This is a genomic window from Labrys sp. Lb11, from assembly GCF_057554225.1.
Window position 1 is genome coordinate 167,087 of the sequence record NZ_BAAJOT010000011.1, and the last position, 19,270, is coordinate 186,356.

Annotated in this window: 19 protein-coding genes; 4 read left to right on the plus strand and 15 right to left on the minus strand. The window is 68.6% G+C overall.

All coding sequences use genetic code 11. The features are described 5' to 3' along the window. Positions 1–100 precede the first annotated feature (100 nt). The gene (locus AC27L4_RS32395) at positions 101–535 is read left to right on the plus strand and encodes a YqaA family protein (RefSeq protein WP_487146857.1); all 435 of its coding nucleotides are present in this window, start codon (positions 101–103) and stop codon (positions 533–535) included. 72 nt (positions 536–607) lie between these two features. Here the strand turns inward: AC27L4_RS32395 and AC27L4_RS32400 are convergent, their stop codons facing one another. From AC27L4_RS32400 to AC27L4_RS32410, 3 genes are all read right to left on the minus strand, one after another. After that, the gene (locus AC27L4_RS32400) at positions 608–2,194 is read right to left on the minus strand and encodes an alkaline phosphatase D family protein (RefSeq protein WP_487146832.1); all 1,587 of its coding nucleotides are present in this window, start codon (positions 2,192–2,194) and stop codon (positions 608–610) included. Positions 2,195–2,315: 121 nt separating this feature from the next. Next, a complete protein-coding gene (locus AC27L4_RS32405) occupies positions 2,316–3,077 on the minus strand; it encodes an RlmE family RNA methyltransferase (protein WP_487146833.1) in 762 nt (253 codons plus the stop codon). Continuing rightward, complete coding sequence (locus tag AC27L4_RS32410) at positions 3,074–4,162, minus strand: Ppx/GppA phosphatase family protein (RefSeq protein ID WP_487146834.1); 1,089 nt, start codon at positions 4,160–4,162, stop codon at positions 3,074–3,076. Before AC27L4_RS32410 ends, AC27L4_RS32405 begins: the two co-directional genes overlap by 4 nt. 308 nt (positions 4,163–4,470) lie before the next feature. Here AC27L4_RS32410 and AC27L4_RS32415 point away from each other — a divergent pair, with 308 nt between their 5' ends. Beyond that, the gene (locus AC27L4_RS32415; protein WP_487146835.1) at positions 4,471–5,670 is read left to right on the plus strand and encodes a bifunctional 2-C-methyl-D-erythritol 4-phosphate cytidylyltransferase/2-C-methyl-D-erythritol 2,4-cyclodiphosphate synthase; all 1,200 of its coding nucleotides are present in this window, start codon (positions 4,471–4,473) and stop codon (positions 5,668–5,670) included. A gap of 40 nt (positions 5,671–5,710) precedes the next feature. Further along, on the plus strand, positions 5,711–6,226 hold the full coding sequence (locus tag AC27L4_RS32420; protein WP_487146836.1) for a CinA family protein: 516 nt from the start codon (positions 5,711–5,713) through the stop codon (positions 6,224–6,226). Between the two features lie 7 nt (positions 6,227–6,233). Here AC27L4_RS32420 and AC27L4_RS32425 read toward each other — a convergent pair whose 3' ends face one another. From AC27L4_RS32425 to AC27L4_RS32460, 8 genes are all read right to left on the minus strand, one after another. Next, a complete protein-coding gene (locus tag AC27L4_RS32425) occupies positions 6,234–6,713 on the minus strand; it encodes a type II toxin-antitoxin system RatA family toxin (RefSeq protein ID WP_487146837.1) in 480 nt (159 codons plus the stop codon). A gap of 214 nt (positions 6,714–6,927) precedes the next feature. Further along, positions 6,928–7,887 carry a lipoyl synthase gene (lipA, locus tag AC27L4_RS32430; protein ID WP_487146838.1) on the minus strand — a complete coding sequence of 320 codons (960 nt, stop codon included), beginning with the start codon at positions 7,885–7,887 and terminating at the stop codon, positions 6,928–6,930. Positions 7,888–8,068: 181 nt separating this feature from the next. After that, positions 8,069–8,800 carry an aspartate/glutamate racemase family protein gene (locus AC27L4_RS32435; protein WP_487146840.1) on the minus strand — a complete coding sequence of 244 codons (732 nt, stop codon included), beginning with the start codon at positions 8,798–8,800 and terminating at the stop codon, positions 8,069–8,071. A 19-nt stretch (positions 8,801–8,819) separates the two neighbouring features. Next, positions 8,820–9,542 (minus strand): ABC transporter ATP-binding protein, encoded by a 723-nt coding sequence (locus AC27L4_RS32440; protein ID WP_487146841.1) that lies wholly within the window; start codon positions 9,540–9,542, stop codon positions 8,820–8,822. A gap of 2 nt (positions 9,543–9,544) precedes the next feature. Next, positions 9,545–10,324 carry an ABC transporter ATP-binding protein gene (locus AC27L4_RS32445; protein ID WP_487146842.1) on the minus strand — a complete coding sequence of 260 codons (780 nt, stop codon included), beginning with the start codon at positions 10,322–10,324 and terminating at the stop codon, positions 9,545–9,547. A gap of 3 nt (positions 10,325–10,327) precedes the next feature. Further along, complete coding sequence (locus AC27L4_RS32450) at positions 10,328–11,302, minus strand: branched-chain amino acid ABC transporter permease (protein WP_487146843.1); 975 nt, start codon at positions 11,300–11,302, stop codon at positions 10,328–10,330. Positions 11,303–11,306: 4 nt separating this feature from the next. After that, positions 11,307–12,173, minus strand: coding sequence for a branched-chain amino acid ABC transporter permease (locus tag AC27L4_RS32455; protein ID WP_487146844.1), 867 nt, complete (start codon positions 12,171–12,173; stop codon positions 11,307–11,309). Between the two features lie 207 nt (positions 12,174–12,380). Beyond that, entirely contained in the window at positions 12,381–13,583 is a 1,203-nt protein-coding gene (locus AC27L4_RS32460; RefSeq protein ID WP_487146846.1) for an ABC transporter substrate-binding protein, read from the minus strand. A gap of 269 nt (positions 13,584–13,852) precedes the next feature. Between AC27L4_RS32460 and AC27L4_RS32465 the strand changes: the two genes are divergently transcribed. Beyond that, positions 13,853–14,548 carry a GntR family transcriptional regulator gene (locus AC27L4_RS32465; protein ID WP_487146848.1) on the plus strand — a complete coding sequence of 232 codons (696 nt, stop codon included), beginning with the start codon at positions 13,853–13,855 and terminating at the stop codon, positions 14,546–14,548. A gap of 176 nt (positions 14,549–14,724) precedes the next feature. Here the strand turns inward: AC27L4_RS32465 and lpdA are convergent, their stop codons facing one another. The 4 genes from lpdA to AC27L4_RS32485 form a co-directional block, all read right to left on the minus strand. After that, complete coding sequence (lpdA, locus tag AC27L4_RS32470) at positions 14,725–16,164, minus strand: dihydrolipoyl dehydrogenase (RefSeq protein ID WP_487146849.1); 1,440 nt, start codon at positions 16,162–16,164, stop codon at positions 14,725–14,727. Beyond that, complete coding sequence (locus AC27L4_RS32475) at positions 16,161–16,523, minus strand: endonuclease domain-containing protein (RefSeq protein WP_487146850.1); 363 nt, start codon at positions 16,521–16,523, stop codon at positions 16,161–16,163. Before AC27L4_RS32475 ends, lpdA begins: the two co-directional genes overlap by 4 nt. Before the next feature lie 197 nt (positions 16,524–16,720). Further along, on the minus strand, positions 16,721–18,064 hold the full coding sequence (locus AC27L4_RS32480) for a pyruvate dehydrogenase complex dihydrolipoamide acetyltransferase (RefSeq protein WP_487146852.1): 1,344 nt from the start codon (positions 18,062–18,064) through the stop codon (positions 16,721–16,723). 13 nt (positions 18,065–18,077) lie between these two features. Continuing rightward, on the minus strand, positions 18,078–19,270 hold a 1,193-nt coding region (locus tag AC27L4_RS32485; protein ID WP_487146853.1), incomplete at its 5' end, for a pyruvate dehydrogenase complex E1 component subunit beta.

The following is a 19,270-nucleotide window of genomic DNA, read 5'->3' on the forward strand; positions in this document are numbered from 1 at the left end:
TGCCGCCGGCGAGACAAGACGCCTGCCCTGCCGCTGGCCGGCGGAGCAGGAGCGGATCGCCTCGCCCCCCGGCCGCCTGCATCCGCGTCACGACATCATGATGGCCGACCTGCCCGTCTATGCCGGGCTGTTCCTGGCGGCCTTCGTTGCGGCCACCATCCTGCCGATGCAGTCGGAGGCGGTTCTGGTCGGCCTGATCGTCGCCGGCTACCCGCCCTGGCTGCTGCTCCTGGTGGCCAGCCTCGGCAATGTGCTGGGATCGGTGGTCAACTGGCTGCTCGGCCGCGGCATCGAGCGCTTCCGTCATCGCCGCTGGTTCCCGGCGAGCGAGGCCACGCTCGACCGGGCGCAGGGCTGGTACCGGCGCTGGGGCAAGTGGTCGCTGCTCCTGAGCTGGGCGCCGATCGTCGGCGATCCCCTGACCGTCGTCGCCGGCGTGCTGCGCGAGCCCTTCCCGACATTCCTGCTGCTCGTCACCATCGCCAAGGTCGGGCGCTACCTCGTGCTTGCCGCCGCGACGCTGGGCCTTTCCTGACAATGATCAGCCGACACGCATCGTCCCGCAGCCGGCACGGCCGCGGGACGACACCGCCTCTCGCCAGTCGGTTCAGCCGAGCTTCGGTTCCAGGTCGATCGACCAGAGCGCATTGTCCGCGGCATCGCGCAGCGTCACCGTCATCACCCGCGTATCGGCGGCGATGGCGACATGGCCGAAGAACTGCAGGCCGGCGGCCGGCGACAGGTTCTGCTGGCCGGCCTCGGGCGCCTTCACATATTTCAGCTCCGGACCGAAGGTCATGTCGAGGTCGTTCGGCCCGAAGGTGCCGGCATGGAGCGGGCCGGACACGAACTCCCAGAACGGCTCGAAATCCTGGAAGGCCGCCTTGTCGGGATTGTAGTAATGGGCGGCGGTGTAGTGCACGTCCGCCGTCAGCCAGACCGTGTTCTTCACGCCCGCCGCCTTGATGAAGCGCAGCAGGTCGGCGAATTCGAGCTCGCGGCCCAGCGGCTTGCCGTTGTCGTTGTTGGAGACCGCCTCGAAGCCCTTCTTCTTGTCGGCGATGTCCCAGACGACCAGCGACAGCGGCATGTCGGCGGCGATCACCTTCCAGGTCGCCTTGGACGAGGCGAGCTCGCGCTTGAGCCAGGCGAGCTGCTCGGCGCCGAGGAAGGCGGCCTCGCCGCCCTCGACCGTCTGCAGGTTGTCGCCGTTGGGGCCGCGATAGGTGCGCATGTCGATGATGAACACGTCGAGCAGCGGACCATAGGCGATCTTGCGGTAGACGCGCTGCGGCTCGGCCAGGGTGGCGGCGATCGGCATGAACTCGTGGAAGGCGCGTGCCGCGCGGGCGGCCAGGAGCGCGATCGACTTCTCCTTGTAGCGGTCGTCCGCCGTCAGGTCCTTCGATGCCGACCAGTTGTTGGTCACCTCGTGGTCGTCCCACTGGGTGAAGACCGGCACCTGGGCATAGAGCGCGCGGAAGTTCTCATCCATCATGTTGTACTTGTACTGGCCGCGGAACTCGGCCAGCGTCTCCGCCACCTTCGACTTCTCCTCGGTGACGATGTTCTTCCACTTGGTGCCGTCGGGCAGCGTCACTTCGGCCTTGATCGCGCCGTCGGCATAGATGTTGTCGCCGGAATGCAGGAAGAAATCCGGCCGATGCTTGAGCATGGTCGAGTAGATTTTCATGCCGCCGCGGTCGAGATCGATGCCCCAGCCCTGGCCGGCGGTATCGCCCGACCAGACGAAGGAGACGTCGCGCAGCCCGGCCGGCGCCGAGCGCAGATGGCCGACCACCGGCTCGCTGACGACGTTGACGTCGGCGAGGTTCCGGAAGCTGACGCGGTAGAAGATGTCCTGATCGGCCGGCAGGCCCTCGGCCAGGATCTTCACGGCGTAGTCGCTCTCCGGCAACGCCGCCACGGTCGGCAGGCGGTTGACGGTCTTGAAGCTGTCGGTGGTCGACCATTCGAACACGGCATTGGCCGGCCGGTCGGTCCGAGCCCACAGGACCGCGGTGTCGCGCCCGACATCGCCCGACTGCACGCCGTGGGTGACGAGCGGCCGGTCGGCGGCGCGCGAAAGGCCCGGCAGCATCAGTCCGCCGCTCGCGCCGAGCAGGCCGGAGGCGGCGGTGGAGGCCAGGAAGCGGCGGCGGGAGACGGGGCTGTCGAGGAAGCGGACGGCCATCTTGGAACCTCTCTGATGTAGGAGGTCGCACCGTTGCCGGACTCGATGACAGGGACTTGTCGGTTTTCTTGAGGTTTGATGACGGCCCCAACGTCACCTCCGGACGGCGCAACGCGACGCTTCAGGCCTCCCCATGCCGGATCCGGCTCCCGCGGAACCCGGTGGCCAGCACATAGATCTCGCTCGATCCGGCCCGGCTCGCCGCCGGCTTGATATGCTTGACCACGGCGAAGTCACGCTTCAGCAGATTGAGGATCTCGCCCTCGGTGCCGCCCTGGAACACCTTGGCGAGGAAGGCGCCGCCCGGCGCCAGCACCTCGACGGCGAAATGGGCGGCCGCCTCCACCAGAGCGACGATGCGCAGATGGTCGGTGGCGCGGTGGCCGACCGTGTTCGCAGCCATATCCGAGAGCACGATGTCGGCGGGCCCCGCCAGCATCTGACGCAGCCGCTCGGGCGCGGCGTCGTCCATGAAATCCATCTGGACGAAATCGACGCCCGGGATCGGGTCGACCGGCAGGAGGTCGATGGCCACGACCTTGCCCCTCGCCGCCTCCGGGCCTTCGGTCGCCCGGCAGCGGTCGGCCGCCAGCTGCGACCAGCCGCCGGGCGCCGCGCCGAGGTCGAGCACCCGCTGGCCCGGCTTCAGCAGCCGGACCTTGTCGTCGATCTCCATCAGCTTGTAGATGGCGCGGGACCGATAGCCCTCGCGCTTGGCCCGCGCCACATAGGGATCGTTGAGCTGGCGCTCCAGCCAGAGCTGCGAGGAATGGGTGCGGCCGCGCGCGCTCTTGAGGCGCACGCCGAGCTCGCGCCCGCCATAGCCGCGGCCGGAGCTGCCCTTCTGGCCGGCTCCGCCCTTGCCTCCCGTCTTGCCGGTCACGGACGCCCGTCCCGGCCGTTGCGGCGCCAGACCCCGTCAGCCTCCATCATCTCCACCAGCAGGCCCTCGCGCAGGCCGCGATCGGCGACCCGCAGCCGCTCGCAGGGGAACGCTCGGCGGATCGCCTCCAGGATGGCGCAGCCGGCAAGCACGAGATCGGCCCGCTCCGGCCCGATGCAGGCATTGGCGACCCGATCCTCGAAGGTCATGCACAGCAGTTCCTCGAGCACGGTGTCGAGCTCGCCCGACGACATCCACAGCCCGTCGACCCGCCGGCGGTCGTAGCGCGGCAGGCGCAGATGGATGCCGGCCATGGTGGTGACCGTGCCCGAGGTGCCGAGCATGTGCAGCCGCCCGACCTGCTCGGCGATGGCGTCCTTGTGCTCGAACCGCGCCAGCATGCCGGCGACGTCCTCGACCATGGCCTCGAAGCTCTGGCGGGTGACGCGCACGCCGCCATGGCGCTCCGACAGGGTGACGACGCCGACCGGCAGCGAGGTCCAGCCGCGCATGGCGGGCGACCGCAGGCCGGCGCGGGTGTCGAAGCCGAGCCAGACCAGCTCGGACGAGCCACCGCCGATGTCGAACAGCACCACGCCGTCGGCACGGCGGTCGATCAGCGGCACGCAGCCGGCCGCGGCCAGCCGCGCCTCGGTCTCGCGGTCGACGACCTCCAGCTCCAGCCCGGTCTCCTCGCTGACGCGCCGGATGAAGGCCCCGCCATTGGCCGCGGCCCGGCAGGCCTCGGTGGCGATCAGGCGGGCACGGTCGACCTTGCGGTCGCGCATCTTCTGACCGCAGACCGCCAGGGCGTCGACGGCGCGGTTCATGGCCGCCTCGTTCAGCCGCCCGCTGGCGCCGAGCCCCTCGCCCAGGCGCACGATCCGCGAAAACGCATCGATGACGCGAAAGCTGTCGCCGGTCGGCCGCGCCACCAGAAGCCGGCAATTGTTGGTACCGAGGTCGATCGCCGCATAGGTATGCTCGCGGCGGGCCTGCGGCGCCGGCGGCCGTTCAGCAGGTGCGGACGCAACAGCCGCATGGCTGGGCGCCCACGGCGCCTCCGCCTCCAATCCCCGTTCCAACGCTCTTATCCCGACTGCCCCTCGGCGCTCCGGTCACGGTACGCCAAAAGTACTGTTCATCTGTTCGTCACCGAGTGTAGCAAGTTCCGCGCCGCTGGCGAGAACATTTCCACGCGGCCCACCGCCGATACGGTCCTCCCCGACCGTGACGACGGATGACGCAGGCCCGCACGTCGGCTAAGGATGCACTCGCGAACAGGCGCCACGGTTCGTCATGGTGCAGAGGGCTGGCTCAAGGCGGATTCGTCCGAGCGACGCACTCGTGCGCCGATGGATCCTCAAGAGCCGCCCAACCGATGGACGCCGCCATGCCATGCCCCGATTCCCCTGCCCCCCGCGTCGTCGCCATCCTGGTCGCGGCCGGACGCGGCTTGCGGGCGGGCGGCGACATGCCCAAGCAATACCGCAGGCTCGGCGGGCGCAGCGTCCTCGCCCGTTCGCTCGGCCTGTTCGCGGCCCATCCACGCGTCGACCAGGTGCTGGCGGTCATTCACGACGACGACCGCGACCTCTATGCGGCGGCCGCCGCCGGCATCGGCAAGCTGGCGGAGCCGGTCGCCGGCGGCGAGACGCGCCAGACCTCCTGCCGCGCCGGCCTGCAGGCCCTCGCCGGCGCGCCGCCGGATATCGTGCTGATCCACGATGCCGCCCGTCCCTTCGCTTCGCCTGCCCTGATCGACCGCGCCATCGCGGCCGCCCTCGCCCATGGCGCGGCCGCGCCGGGCCTGCCGCTGACCGACACGGTCAAGGTGGTGGATGCGGATGGCCGCGTCGTCGCCACGCCGCCGCGCCAGACCCTGCGCTCCATGCAGACGCCGCAATCCTTCCGCTTCGGCCTGATTCTCGAGGCTCACGAGCGGGCGGCGGCGGCCGGCGTCGACGGACTTACCGACGACGGCGCCGTGGCCGAATGGGCCGGCCTCGGCCTGCATATCTTCGAGGGGGAGACGACCAACATGAAGCTCACCGGCCCGGCCGATTTCGAGGCGGGTGAACGCCTGGTCTCGCCGCTGGCGGCGCTCGGGGACGTGCGCACCGGCACCGGCTTCGACGTGCACGCCTTCACCGACGGCGACCATGTCTGGCTCGGGGGCTTGCGCATCGCGCATGACCGCAGCCTCAGCGGCCATTCCGATGCCGATGTCGGCCTGCACGCCCTGACCGACGCCGTGCTGGGGGCCATCGGCGACGGCGACATCGGCTCCCATTTCCCCCCGTCCGACGAGCGTTGGAAGGGGGCCTCCTCCGACCGCTTCCTTGCCCACGCCGTGTCGCTTGTGGCGGCGCGCGGCGGCGCCGTCGCCCATCTCGATTTGACGTTGCTGTGCGAGGCCCCCAAGATCGGGCCGCACCGCGAGGCCATGCGGGCGCGCATCGCCGCCATCGCCGGCATCGATGTCGATCGCGTCGGCGTCAAGGCGACGACCATGGAGCAGCTCGGCTTCGTCGGGCGGCGCGAGGGCATCGCCGCCATGGCTTCGGCGACCGTGCGCCTGCCCTGGGCCTGAACAGCCAGGGCGCTCCGCCCCATCCGGAGGAGGATCGGCGATGATCGAGGACGACAAGGGCATGATCACGCTGGCGATGCGCGTGCTCGACGCCTGCCGCGCCAAGGGGCTCGCCGTCGCCACGGCCGAGTCCTGCACCGGCGGTCTGGTCGCGGCCACCCTGACCGCCGTGGCCGGGTCCTCCGACGTGGTCGACCGCGGCTTCGTCACCTATTCCAACGCCGCCAAGGCCGAGATGCTGGGGGTCGACCCGGCCCTGATCGAGACTCACGGCGCTGTCAGCGAGCCGGTGGCGCGGGCCATGGCCGAAGGCGCGATCCGCCGGTCCAGGGCGGCGCTCTCGGTGTCGGTCACCGGCATTGCCGGGCCGGGCGGCGGCTCGGCCGCAAAACCGGTCGGCCTGGTGCATTTCGCCGCGGCGCTGGCCGACGGCCCCACCCTCCATGTCGAGCGGCGCTTCGGCGAGATCGGCCGCGACAAGGTGCGCGCCGGCTCGGTCCGGCAAGCGCTGGAATTGCTGCAGCGGCTCGCCGGACAGCACAGCCTCCGGGCGTGACGGTGGCCTAACCCGCAGCCGGGATCGCCTTCGCCCCCGCACCGTACACCGTATCGGCCCGACGCTCGAAGGCCTCGGCGAAGCGGCGGAAGGCGGCGTCGAACATCGCTCCCATCAGCATGCCGAGCGTGCGCGAGCGGAAGGTGTAGTCGATGAAGAACTCGACGATGCAGCCGCCCTGCCCGTCGTCCCGGAACGACCACCGATTCACCAGCCGGCTGAACGGGCCGTCGAGATATTCGACGAGGATGGCCTGCTTGTCCCGGTCGAGGGTGACACGGCTGCCGAAGGTCTCGCGGAAGACCTTGTAGGCCACCGTCATGTCGGCGACCAGGATCATGCGGCCGTCCGCCTCCTCCGAGCGCCGCCGCACCCGCAGCGCCTCGCACAGCGGCACGAACAGCGGGTATTTGTCGACATCGGCGACGAGGTCGAACATGTCGGCAGGCCGGTGCTTGACGCGGCGCGTGGTGCGGAAGGACGGCATGGGCGCGTGCGGACTCCTTTGCTCCGGACTTGTGCCCCTTACTTCGTCATCGCGCCGCCGCTTGCAAGCCCACTGCGCCCCGGAACCCACCCGACGGCCAAGGACCGGCGAGGGATCTCCGCCGATCCGGCGAGGGTGATCGTCGCCAATATCCGGGAGATTGGCAAGATGCCACGACGCATCGGACGCGCCTCCAGCGAGGCGCGCCGGCCGCTCAGTGTCCCAGCTTCGCCTGGCGGTTGGCGCGCAGCCGGGCGAAATCCTCGCCCGCATGGTGCGACGAGCGCGTCAGCGGCGACGACGACACCATCAGGAAACCCTTGGCATAGGCGATGGTCTCGTAGGCCTTGAACGCGTCGGGCGTGACGTAGGCCACCACCGGATGGTGCTTGCGCGAAGGCGCGAGGTACTGGCCGATGGTGATGAAGTCGACATCGGCCGAGCGCAGGTCGTCCATCAGTTGCAGCACCTCGTTCCGCTCCTCGCCCAGGCCGACCATGATGCCGGACTTGGTGAAGATCGAGGGATCGAGCTCCTTGACCTTCTGCAGGAGGCGCATCGAATGGAAGTAGCGCGCGCCGGGGCGCACCTTCAGGTAGCGGGAAGCCACCGTCTCCATGTTGTGGTTGAACACGTCGGGCCGGGCGGCTACGACCACTTCCAGGGCACCATCCTTGCGCAGGAAGTCCGGCGTCAGCACCTCGATGGTGGTGCCCGGGCTGCGGCGACGGATGGCGCGGATCACCTGGGCGAAGTGCTCGGCTCCGCCGTCGGCGAGGTCGTCGCGGTCGACCGAGGTGATGACGACATGGCTGAGGCCGAGCTTCTCCACGGCGATGGCCGTGTTCTCCGGCTCGTTCGGGTCGAGCATGCCCGGCATGCCAGTCTTGACGTTGCAGAAGGCGCAGGCCCGCGTGCAGGTGTCGCCCATGATCATGAAGGTGGCGTGCTTCTTCTCCCAGCACTCGCCGATATTCGGGCAGCCCGCCTCCTCGCAGACGGTGACGAGCTTGTTCTCCTTGACGATGGCCTTGGTCTCGCGCCATTGCGGCGACCCCGGCGCCTTGACACGGATCCAGTCGGGCTTGCGCAGCACCGGCTGGTCGGGCCGGTGGGCCTTCTCCGGATGGCGCGGCCTTGAGTCGTTCTTCAGAAGGTCGATGACCACGGGCATTCGGCAGACCTCTTCACGGGCCGGAGCGGGACAGCCGCCCCCTGTCGCGGGTGGTGCGGCCGGCCAACGCCCTGCCCCATCCCCCCGGTTTTCATAAATACGATCTCCGGCGGCGGAACGAAAGCGGGATCGGCCGGGACACTGCGTTGCGCGGGGGTGATGGATGCCTCCCTCCGGCGCCTCACGGCCGCGGCGAGAATCGCGCGAAGGCACCGGAATAGCGCTTGGCGATCGGCGGCGCGTAGGTGTTGCGCTTGGAGGTGCGCAATCCGATCCGCGCCATGCCTTCCGCCAGCGCCACGGCGCAGGCGACGCCGTCCAGGACCGGAACGCCGACCGTCCTGGCCAGATCTTCGGCCAGGTCCGTCATGCCGGCGCATCCGAGGACGATCGCCTCGGCCCCGTCTTCGGAAAGCGCCCGCTCGATCTCGGCCTGGATGGTACGGCGGGCCTCGGACCCCGGCTCCTCGAGCGCGAGCACCGGCACGTTGGAGGCCCGTACCCGCGCGCATCGGGAGGCAAGGCCGTATCTCGCCAGGTTGTGCTCGATCGGCGCCAGCGAGCGCGCGAGCGTGGTGACGACGCTGAACCTGTGCGCGATCAGGCTCGCCATGTGGAAGGCGGCCTCGCCGATGCCGATCACCGGCGCCTCGGCGACGCAGCGCGCCGCCTCCAGGCCCGTGTCGTCGAAACAGGCGATGACGAAGGCGTCCGCGCCCCTGGCCTTGCCGATCTCCTCCAGGAGCCCCGGGATCGAGAACGCCTCGTCGAAATAGCCCTCGATGCTGGGGGGGCCATAAGCCGGGCTGACGGCCGTGACCGCGACGCCGGGCGAAGCCGCCGCGCGCGCTGCCGCCTCGATCTTGTCCGTCATTGAGGTGGTGGTGTTGGGATTGACGATGTGGATACGCATCGGTCGAAGGATCGCTCTCTCAAAGATCGCCGCCGAGATAGAGTTGCTTGACGCGCTCGTCGGCGACCAGGTCAGCCGAGGCGCCGGACAGGGCGACCTCGCCGGTCGTCAGCGCGTAGGCCCGGTTCGAGATGCGCAGCGCCATGCGCGAATTCTGCTCGACGAGCAGCACGCTCACCCTGGCGTCGCGGTTGATGGCGACGATCGAGCGGGCGATGTCCTGGACGATCTTGGGCGCCACCCCAAGGGAAGGTTCGTCCAGCAGCAGCAGCCTGGGCTTGGCCATCAAGGCCCGGGCGATCACCAGCATCTGCTGCTCGCCGCCGCTCATCGTACCGGCAGGCTGCGACAGGCGTTCCTTCAGGCGCGGGAACTGCACCAGCATGCTTTCGAAGGAAGCGCGCACCTCGGCCCGGTCGCTGCGCGAGAAGGCGCCCATCATCAGATTGTCGCGCACGCTCATGAAGGGAAAGACGCGCCGCCCCTCGGGGACCATGGCGATGCCGAGCCGGACGATCGCTTCGGGTCCCATGCCATCGATCCGGCGTCCTTCGAACTCGATCTTGCCCCTGCGGATCTTCCGCAGGCCGGTGATGGCGCGCAGGATCGACGATTTGCCGGCGCCGTTGGCACCGATCAGCGCAACCGTCTCGCCCTCCTGGACCTCCACCGACACGCCCTTCAGCGCATAGACATGGTCGTAGTAAAGCTCGACGTCGCTCAGGGACAGCAGTGCCGTCATGACTAGAGCCCTATGTTCTCGTCCACGACGCCAAGATAGGCCTCGATCACCTTGTCGTTCTTCTGGATCTGCGAGGGCGTGCCCTCCGCAATCTTCGAGCCGAAGTTGATCACGACGATCCGGTCCGAGATCTTCATCACCGCCGCCATGTCGTGCTCGACCAGGAGCACGGTGACGCCGCGCTCGCGCACGGCACGCACCAGCCTGACGGCGCGGGCGGTCTCCTCGTGGTTCATGCCGGCGAAGGGCTCGTCGAGCAGCAGCACCTGCGGCCTGGCGGCCAGGCCGATGGCGATGCCGAGCGCACGCAGATGGCCGTGCGGCAGGGTGCTGGCGATCTCGTTGCGAACCTCGCCGAGGCCGAGGAAGTCGAGGATCTCGTCGCTGGAGCGGCCGAACTCCGCCTCGTCGCGCCGAGCCAGGCCGGTCTCGAAGTAGTAGCCGAGGAGGCTGGCGCGCGAGCGCAGGTGGTGGGCGACGATCACGCTGTCGCGCGCCGTCAGCCCCTTGAAGATCGTCGTCTCCTGGAAGGTGCGCACCACGCCCCTGCGCGCCACGACGTGCGGCGCGAGGCCCGAAATGCGCTCGCCCTTGAACAGGACCTCGCCGCGCGTCGGCTTGAGGAAGGACGAGATCAGCTTGAAGATCGTCGACTTGCCGGCGCCGTTCGGGCCGATGACCGACAGGATCTCGTTCGCCTCGACGTCGAAGCCCACATCGTTGACGGCGACGAGGCCGCCGAACTGCTTGGTCAAGCCCTTGACCTGGAGGATGGGGGCCATGGCTCAGCTCCGCGGCCGCGACGGGAGGCGGATGCTGAGAAGCCCGTTGGGCAGCACCAGCATCAGGAGGACCATCACGCCGGAATAGACCAGGAGCTGGTACTGGCCGATCCCGAAGAGCAGATCCCAGCCGAAATACAGCACCAGCGTCCCGAGCATCGGTCCGAAGACATAGCCCAGGCCGCCGACGAAGCAGTTGAGCATGAAGTTGACGCTGTCGTTGACCGTGAAGCTCGAGGGATAGATCGACTGGGCGATGGCGATGAAGATCGCGCCGGCGACGCCGCCGAGGAAGGAGGAAACGGCATAGGCGAGAATGCGCATCGCCGGCACGTTGACGCCCATCGACGAGGCCAGCTCCTCGTTCTGTTGCATGGCGACGAACACCTTGCCGATGCGCGAGTGGACAAGGCGGTAGAGGGCCGCGAAGCACAGCACCATCATCGCCGTCGAGAGATAGTAGAAGGCGAGGTTGCGCTCGGCGAAGCTGTCGAAGGCCGGGACCAGCGTCAGGCCGAAGATGCCGATCTTGCCCGGCGGCGGGATGCTGGTGATCCCCGTGGCGCCGTTGGTGATCGGCAGCGCCAGGGCAAGGAGCCGCGCCACCTCGGTCAGCACCAGCGTCACCATGGCGAAGTAGACGCCGCGCAGCCGCAGGATCGGCAAGCCGATGAGGACGCCGACCGCCGCGCAGAAGAGGCCGGCGAGCGGCAGGCTGAGCCAGAAGGAAATCCCGGCCGAGGTGACCAGGATGGCGCAGACATAGCCGCCCATCAGCGCATAGGCGCCCTGGCCGATGTTGATGCGGCCGATATGGAACATCAGCCATACGCCGCTGCTGGCGATCGCAAGAAGGGCGACCGAGCTGAGCGTATAGTAGAAGTCGGTGCGGCCGGAGGCCTTGATCGCCAGCGGCACGGCGACGAAGACCACCAGGACGAAGACGGCCACCGCGGCCAGGCGCATCGGGCGAAACATCGGCTCAGCCCCAGGGCTTGCCCATCAGGCCGTTCGGCCGGATGGCGAGGAAGATCATCAGGGCGGCGAAGATGACGAGATAGGTGACGTCGCCATAGGCGTGCAGCACGCTCAGGCCGACCGATTCCAGCATGCCGAGGATGAAGCCGCCGGCGATGGCGCCGCCGACGACGCCGGCGCCGCCGATCATCACCATCAGGAAGGCCTTGAGGGAGATCGGTCCGCCGATGCCGGAATTGACGCCGGTGATCGTCACCAGCAGGCCGCCGACGAGGCCGGCCAGCAACGCGCCGAGCGCGAAGCCGAGCAGGGAGTAGAATTCGACCGGAACGCCCATGAGCTGCGCGGCGGTCCGGTCCTGGGCCAGCGCCCGCATCGCCCGGCCCGGCTTGGTGTATTGCATCATCAGGATGAAGGCGGCGATGAACAGCACGGCAAGGCCGGCCACGGCGATACGGTCATAGGGCATGATGAGATCGCCGGCCCGCAGGACGCCGCTGACGATCTTCGGGACGCCCCGCTGCTTTTCGCCGAACAGCAGCAGGATGACGGCGTCGAGGAAATAGGCGACGCCGGCGGCCAGCAGCATCGTGCTTTCCTCCCGGACGCTGCGGCGGATCACGGTGCGGAACAGAAAGCGCTCGATCAGCGCCCCGAGGATCGCCAGCGTGACCGCCGAGGCCAGCAGCGCGACCGGAAACGGCCAGTGCATCTGTCCGTAAACCTGGTAGGTCACGAAGCCGCCCAGCACGTACATCTGGCCGTGGGCAAAGTTGAGCACGTTCATCAGGGCAAAGATGAGCGTGAGACCGAGCGCGATCAGCGCGTATTGCGCGCCGAGATAGAGCCCGTTGGCGATGACTTGCTCCACGACCATTCTCCGCGGGAGACGGCGGCATCCGATGGGGGAATGCAGAGCCGCTCCGGGGTTGGGCTAGACGCGAGCCGCTTCCCGCAGCGTCTGCGGGCGGTCCGGAAGCGGCAACGGGACTGTGGCGACGCGGGTTTCGGCGTCCCGCCGCTGCGGGGGACGTCATGGGTCCTCTGCAGCGGCGGGCTTGGATGGCCCGCGGCGACGTCAGTCGACGTTCGCGACGAACAGGGTCTCGAACTTGCCGTCCTTGTACTGGTTCACGACCATCGGCACGGCGAGTTGCCGCTTCTGGCCGAAGGAGGTCGTGCCGACATAGTGCAGCTTCGCCGACTCGTCCTTGAGATAAGGATTGGGCGCGGAGAATGTGTCCATGGTCTTCTTGAATTCCTCGACGTTGTCGATCGCCTTGGGATCGGCTTTCAACGTGTCGATGATGTATTGCAGCGCGTAGACCTTGGTGTTCGACTCGTCATTGTATTCGCCGAACTTCTTGGTGTAGCGATCGATGAAGTCTTCCATCGCCTTGGAACGGATTTCCGGCGTCGACGCACCGCCGACGGAGATGAAGCCGTTGGCGAGCTCGCCCGCGCCTTCCTCGATCACCTTCGCGTCCTGGGCCGTCTCGGTCGAGATCTGGCCTTCGTAGCCGAGTTCGCGAGCCGAACGGATGAGCAGCGGCGCATTGGCCGGCGCCACGCCCGACAGCACCAGGAGGTCCGGATTCAGCTTGACGATCGGCGTCAGCACCGGCGTGAAGTCGCGCGTGTCGTTCTGGTAGGTGTCCTTGTCGGCCAGCACGGTCAGCCCGAGCGCCTTGGCGGCGGCGACGCCGCCGTCCCGCTGGCTGAGGGGGTCGGACTCGTTGGCGCTGACGAAGGCGACCGTCTTAACGCCCTTGTTCTCCTTGAGATATTTGTAGATGGCCGGCGCCGACTGATAGTTCGCCACCATGCCGAGGACGGCGTTCGAAGCGGGCTTGGTGTAGAGCGCCTTGGGGAAGGCGTAGGGGAAATAGATGATGCCCGCCTTCTCGGCGACCGGCCTGACCGCTGCGGCGCCGTCGTCGACATTCGGCCCGACGACGTAGTGGATACCCTCCTGCGCCATCTTCTCCATGCCGGCGATGGCGCGCTTGGGGTCCTTCTGGTCGTCGAAGGTCACGATGTCGATGTCATAGGTGTCGCCGCCGATCTTGACACCGCCCTGCTCGTTCAGCCAGGCGGCGAGCGTCTGCATCGAGCGGACGTTCGATGTGCCCCAGGCGGCGGCGGGGCCGCTGGTCACGCCGACGAAGCCGATCTTGAGCACCTTGTTCGCGGCCTCGGCGGATCCGAGCGCGGCAACGAGGCCGATCGCGGACACCAGGCCCAGCACAGCGGCACGAAACGGCGATGCCCGATATCGCATGGCTTTCCTCCCCTGCAAACCGTCATTCACCCGGCGTTGCGGGCGCTGCGGCGGATTTTGTTTGGTGACGGCAGCGACGATGCATCAACGTCCACGGATTATCAACAAAAAAATCTGGATTGTTGACAATCTGAGACACTTCGTTCACATTCCAGAAGATCAATCGACACAATTGGGCTTGGCTTTGGCAGCGACGGCGGGTATTTGCGCGTGCGCCCGCCGAGCCGGGCGGCGGACGCAAGCTGGCGCGACGGAGGCGTAGGGAACGAATGACGGCCTTGCTTGCCGAGCTTCGTCGGCCTCTCCCGGACAACGTGATCGTCGAGCGCATCTTCGCCGCCGTGATGGAGCACAAGCTGCCGCCCGGCGCGAAGCTGGCCGAGAACGTGCTGTGCGAGGCGTTCGAGGCCAGCCGGGCGCAGATCCGGCGCATTCTCGTGGTGCTGGCCGGCCGGGGCGTGGTGACGCTGCATCCCAACCGCGGCGCCTATGTCAGCAGCCCCAGCGCCAGCGAGGCGCGCGAGGTGTTCGAGGCGCGCCGTGCGATCGAGCGCTCGGTCGTGCTGTCCGCGGCGAGCAGGATCGACGCCGCCGCCCTCGACGAGTTGCGGGCGAGTTCGCGCGCCGGCGCAGCTGCGGAAACCCGCGGCGACCGGCGGGAATCCATCCGCCTGTCGGGGCAGTTCCATATCCGGCTGGCCGAAATCGCCGGCAACTCGGTGCTGACGAAATATCTCGAGGAACTGGTGGCGCGGACCTCGCTGATCATCGGCCTCTATGCGTCGAGCCGCGGACGCACCTGCTCGGAAGTCGAGCATGACGCGCTTCTCGACGCACTGGCCGCCGGCGACAGGGAGCAGGCCGCCGAGCTGATGGAGGAGCACCTGCACCACATCGAGGAGGCGCTCGACGTCTGCGACGCCGGTTCCGAACCGGTCGACGTCCGGCGCGTCCTGCAGTTCTGACCGCCCGCCACGGGCCTCCCGCTTGCCCCGCGGCCCGACAAATCGCATGCGCCGCCGCGTCGACGGCGGCCGTGACTGGCGCGGTCCGCGCAGGAACCTTGAAGGACGAAGGGCCCGCCCCGGGGGAACGGGGCAGGCCCTGAAATCCGATGCGGGAGCGCCGTGCCCCCGCCCGCTCAGATGTGGATGGCGCGACCGTAGGCGTCGAGCACGCTCTCGTGCATCGTCTCCGACAGGGTCGGATGCGGGAACACGGCGTGGATCAGGTCTTCCTCGGTCGTCTCCAGGTTCATGGCGATGACGAAGCCCTGGATCAGCTCGGTGACCTCGGCGCCGACGAGATGGGCGCCCAGGAGCTTGCCGGTCTTGGCGTCGAAAACGGTCTTGACCAGGCCGTCCGGCTCGCCGAGCGCGATGGCCTTGCCGTTGCCGATGAACGGGAAGCGGCCGACCTTGACGGTGTAGCCCGCCTCCTTCGCCTTCTTCTCGGTCAAGCCGACGCTGGCGATCTGCGGCGTGCAGTAGGTGCAGCCGGGGATCTTGTCCTTGTCCATCGGGTGCGGATGCTTGCCGGCGATCGCCTCGACGCAGATCACGCCCTCGTGCTCGGCCTTGTGCGCCAGCATCGGCGGACCGGCGACGTCGCCGATGGCGTAGATGCCCGGGACATTGGTGCGCCCGACGCCGTCGATGACGACGCAGCCCCGCTCGGTCTTCACGCCGAGCTTCTCCAGCCCGAGATTCTCGATGTTGCCGACGACCCCGACCGCCGAGATCAGCCGCTCGGCGGTGATCGTCTGGGTCTTGCCGTCAGCCGTCTCGACCATGGCGGTGACGGAGTTGGCGCCCTTCTCGACCTTGCTCACCTTGGCGCCCGAGAGAATCTTCAGGCCGAGCTTCTCGAAGCGCTTGCGGGCAAGGGCGGCGATCTCCTCGTCCTCGACGGGCAGGATCTGCGGCAGAACCTCCACCACCGTCACCTCGGAGCCGAGGGCGTTGTAGAAGGAGGCGAACTCGATGCCGATCGCGCCCGACCCCATCACCAGGAGCGATTTCGGCGTGGCCTCCGGCACCATGGCGTCGAAATAGGTCCAGATCAGCTTGCGATCGGGCTCGATGCCCGGCAACACGCGCGGACGCGCGCCGGTGGCGACGATGATGTGCTTGGCCTGGTAGGTGCCCGGCCCCTGCGCGCCCTTGGGCGCCGGCACCGCCGGCCCCTGCACCGACCGGGTCGAGGCCACGACCGCGATCTCGCCCGGCTTGGTGATGGTGGCTTCGCCCCAGATCACGTCGACCTTGTTCTTCTTGAGCAGGAAGCCGACGCCGGTGGCGAGCTGGGCCGAGACGCCGCGCGAACGCTTGACCACGGCGCCGGTGTCGGCGCTGATCGTGCCGTCGAGCACCAGGCCGTAATCCTTGGCGTGCTGGCCGTAGTGCAGGATCTCGGCCGAGCGCAGCAGCGCCTTGGTCGGGATGCAGCCCCAGTTGAGGCAGATGCCGCCGAGATGTTCGCGTTCCACCACGGCCGTCTTCAGGCCGAGCTGCGCCGCCCGGATGGCGGTGACATAGCCGCCCGGCCCGGAACCGATGACGATGACGTCGTAGGAACTCATGGTGCCTCTCCAAAAATCCGCAACGCCCGCCGCTCCCCTCCCCCTTGTGGGGAGGGGTAAGGGGTGGGGGTCGTGGCGTGCTTCTCCAGCGCGGCAAAGATCGTATCGACGACAACGCGCGTCTCGCGCATCACGTCACGATTCCAGAAACGCAAGACGCGGAAACCCTGCGCCTGGAAGACTTCAGTTCGACGGGCGTCGTATGCACGCCCGGCCTCGAGACCATGCTGCTCGCCATCAGCCTCGACGATCAACTGCGCCTGCAGGGACAAAAAATCGGCGATATACGGTCCGATCGGCACCTGCCGACGGAGGTGGGCTCCCTTCAGCGCCGGATCGTGCCTGAGCGCCCACCACAATCTCCGCTCGGCCTCGGTCGGCTCCCGCCGCATGGATCTGGCATTGCGGCGAGCTCGCGTGTCGCTGGATGAACCTGAGCTTTTGCCCCAGACCATTGTCGGTGATTACCGTCCCGTACGTTCTTCACGACCCCCACCCCTTACCCCTCCCCGCAAGGGGGAGGGGATTGGCCGGCGTCGTGCCCTGATCGCTCCGGCTACACCAGCATCCCCATCGGCTTTTCGATGTAGCCCTTGATCGCCTGCATCAGCTCGGCGCCGAGGGCGCCGTCGACGGCGCGGTGGTCGGTGGAGAGCGTCAGGGACATCACGGTGGCGACCTTGATCTCGTCGCCGCGCACCACCGGCTGCTTCACGCCGGCGCCGACCGCCAGGATCGTGGCGTGCGGCGGGTTGACGATGGCCGAGAACGACTTCACGCCGAACATGCCGAGGTTCGACACGGAGCCGGTGCCGCCCTGGTACTCCTCGGGCTTGAGCTTGCGGGCCTTGGCCCGGGCAGCGAGATCCTTCATCTCGTTGGAGATGGCCGACAGCGTCTTGTGGCAGGCATCGCGCACGATCGGCGTGATCAGGCCGCCGGGGATCGAGACGGCGACGCCGACATCGGCGTGCTTGTGACGCAGCATGGCGCCGTCGGTCCAGGAGACGTTGGCGTCCGGCACGTCGCGCAGGGCCAGCGCATAGGCCTTGATCACCATGTCGTTGACCGAGACCTTGAAGAGCGGCTTGCCGTCCTTGTCGCGGGGGGCGCCGGCATTGATCTGCTCGCGCAGGGCCAGCAACGCATCGAGCTCGATGTCGGCGGTAAGGTAGAAATGCGGGATCGTCGCCTTGGCCTCCGAGAGGCGGCGGGCAATGGTCTTGCGCATGCCGTCATGCGGCACTTCCTCGTAGGACCCCGGGGCGAACAGCTTCTTGGTCTGCTCGTCGGAGGGCGCGGCAGGCGCTGCAGCCGGCTGGGCAGCCGGAGCGGCGGCCGGAGCAGCCGCGGCGGCGGCGGCCGGCTGGGCCTTGGGCGCGCCGCCGGCGATGGCAGCCCGGACATCCTTCTCGATCACCCGGCCATGCGGGCCGGAGCCCGCCAGGGCGGCGATGTCGACGCCCGCTTCCTTGGCGATGCGCCGGGCGAGCGGCGAGGCGAAGACGCGCGCCCCCGGGGCAGAAGGCACCGCTGCCGGAGCAGCGGGCGCCGCGGCCGGAGCCGCCGGGGCGGGAGCGGCTGCGGCCTGCGGCGCTTCCGCCGCCTTGGCAGCCGGAGCCGCCGCGCCGCCGGCGGCAACCGCCTTGGCGTCCTCACCCTCGCCGGCGATGACGCCGATGACCTGGTTCACCGGCACGTCGGCCGTGCCTTCGGCCACCATGATCCTGGCGAGCACGCCCTCGTCGACGGCCTCGACCTCCATGGTCGCCTTGTCGGTCTCGATCTCGGCGATCACGTCGCCGGACTTGATCGTATCCCCCTCCTTCTTCAGCCATTTGGAGAGGTTGCCTTTCTCCATGGTGGGAGAAAGCGCGGGCATCAGGATGTTGACGGGCATCAGGCGGCTCCCCTCACCGATAGGTCACGGCTTTGACAGCCTGCACCACCTCGGCGACGCTGGGCAGGGCCAGCTTCTCCAGGTTGGCGGCATAGGGCATCGGCACATCCTTGCCCGACACGCGGGCCACGGGCGCGTCGAGATAGTCGAAGGCGTTCTCCATGATCCGCGCCGAGATTTCCGCGCCGACGCCGGACTGCTGCCAGCCCTCCTCGACCACGACGCAGCGCCCGGTCTTCTGGACCGAGGCGACCAGGGTCGCGGTGTCGAGCGGACGCAGGGTGCGCAGGTCGACCACCTCCGCATCGATGCCCTCGCCCGCCAGGGCCTCGGCGGCCTTGAGCGCATAGGTCATGCCGATCGACCAGGCGACCAGCGTCACGTCCTTGCCCGCCCGGGCGACCCTGGCCTTGCCGATCGGCACGGTGAAGTCGTCGAGCTTGGGCACGGGCTGCGAGTGGCCGTAGAGGATCTCGTTCTCCAGGAAGATGATCGGGTTGCCGTCGCGGATCGCCGACTTGAGCAGCCCCTTGGCGTCGGAAGCCGAGTAGGGCGCCACCACCTTGAGGCCGGGGATGTGCGAGTACCAGGCGCCGTAGTCCTGGCTGTGCTGGGCGGCCACGCGTGCCGCCGCGCCGTTCGGGCCGCGGAACACGATCGAGCAGCCCATCTGGCCGCCGGACATGTAGAGGGTCTTGGCCGCCGAGTTGATGATGTGATCGATCGCCTGCATGGCGAAGTTGAAGGTCATGAACTCGACCACCGGCTTGAGGCCGGTCAGCGCCGCGCCGGTGGCGAGGCCGGCAAAGCCGTGCTCGGTGATCGGGGTATCGACGACGCGGCGCGCGCCGAACTCCTGCAGCAGGCCCTGGGTGATCTTGTAGGCGCCCTGGTACTCCGCCACTTCCTCGCCGATGATGAAGACGTCGCCGTCGCGGCGCATCTCCTCGGCCATGGCGTCGCGCAGCGCCTCGCGCACCGTGGTCATCACCATCTCGGTGCCGGCCGGGATCTCGCCCGACGCGTCATGAGCCTCGGCAGCGGCCGGCGCGGCCTTGGCGACCGCCGGAGCCGGCGCGGCGGCCGGAGCCGGTGCGGCCGCCGGCGCTGCGGCGGGCTGCGCGGCCGGGGCCGGCGCGCTCTCGCCCTCGCCCTTGATGAAGGCGATCTTGGTGTTGACGGCGACGTTGTCGGTGCCTTCGGGCA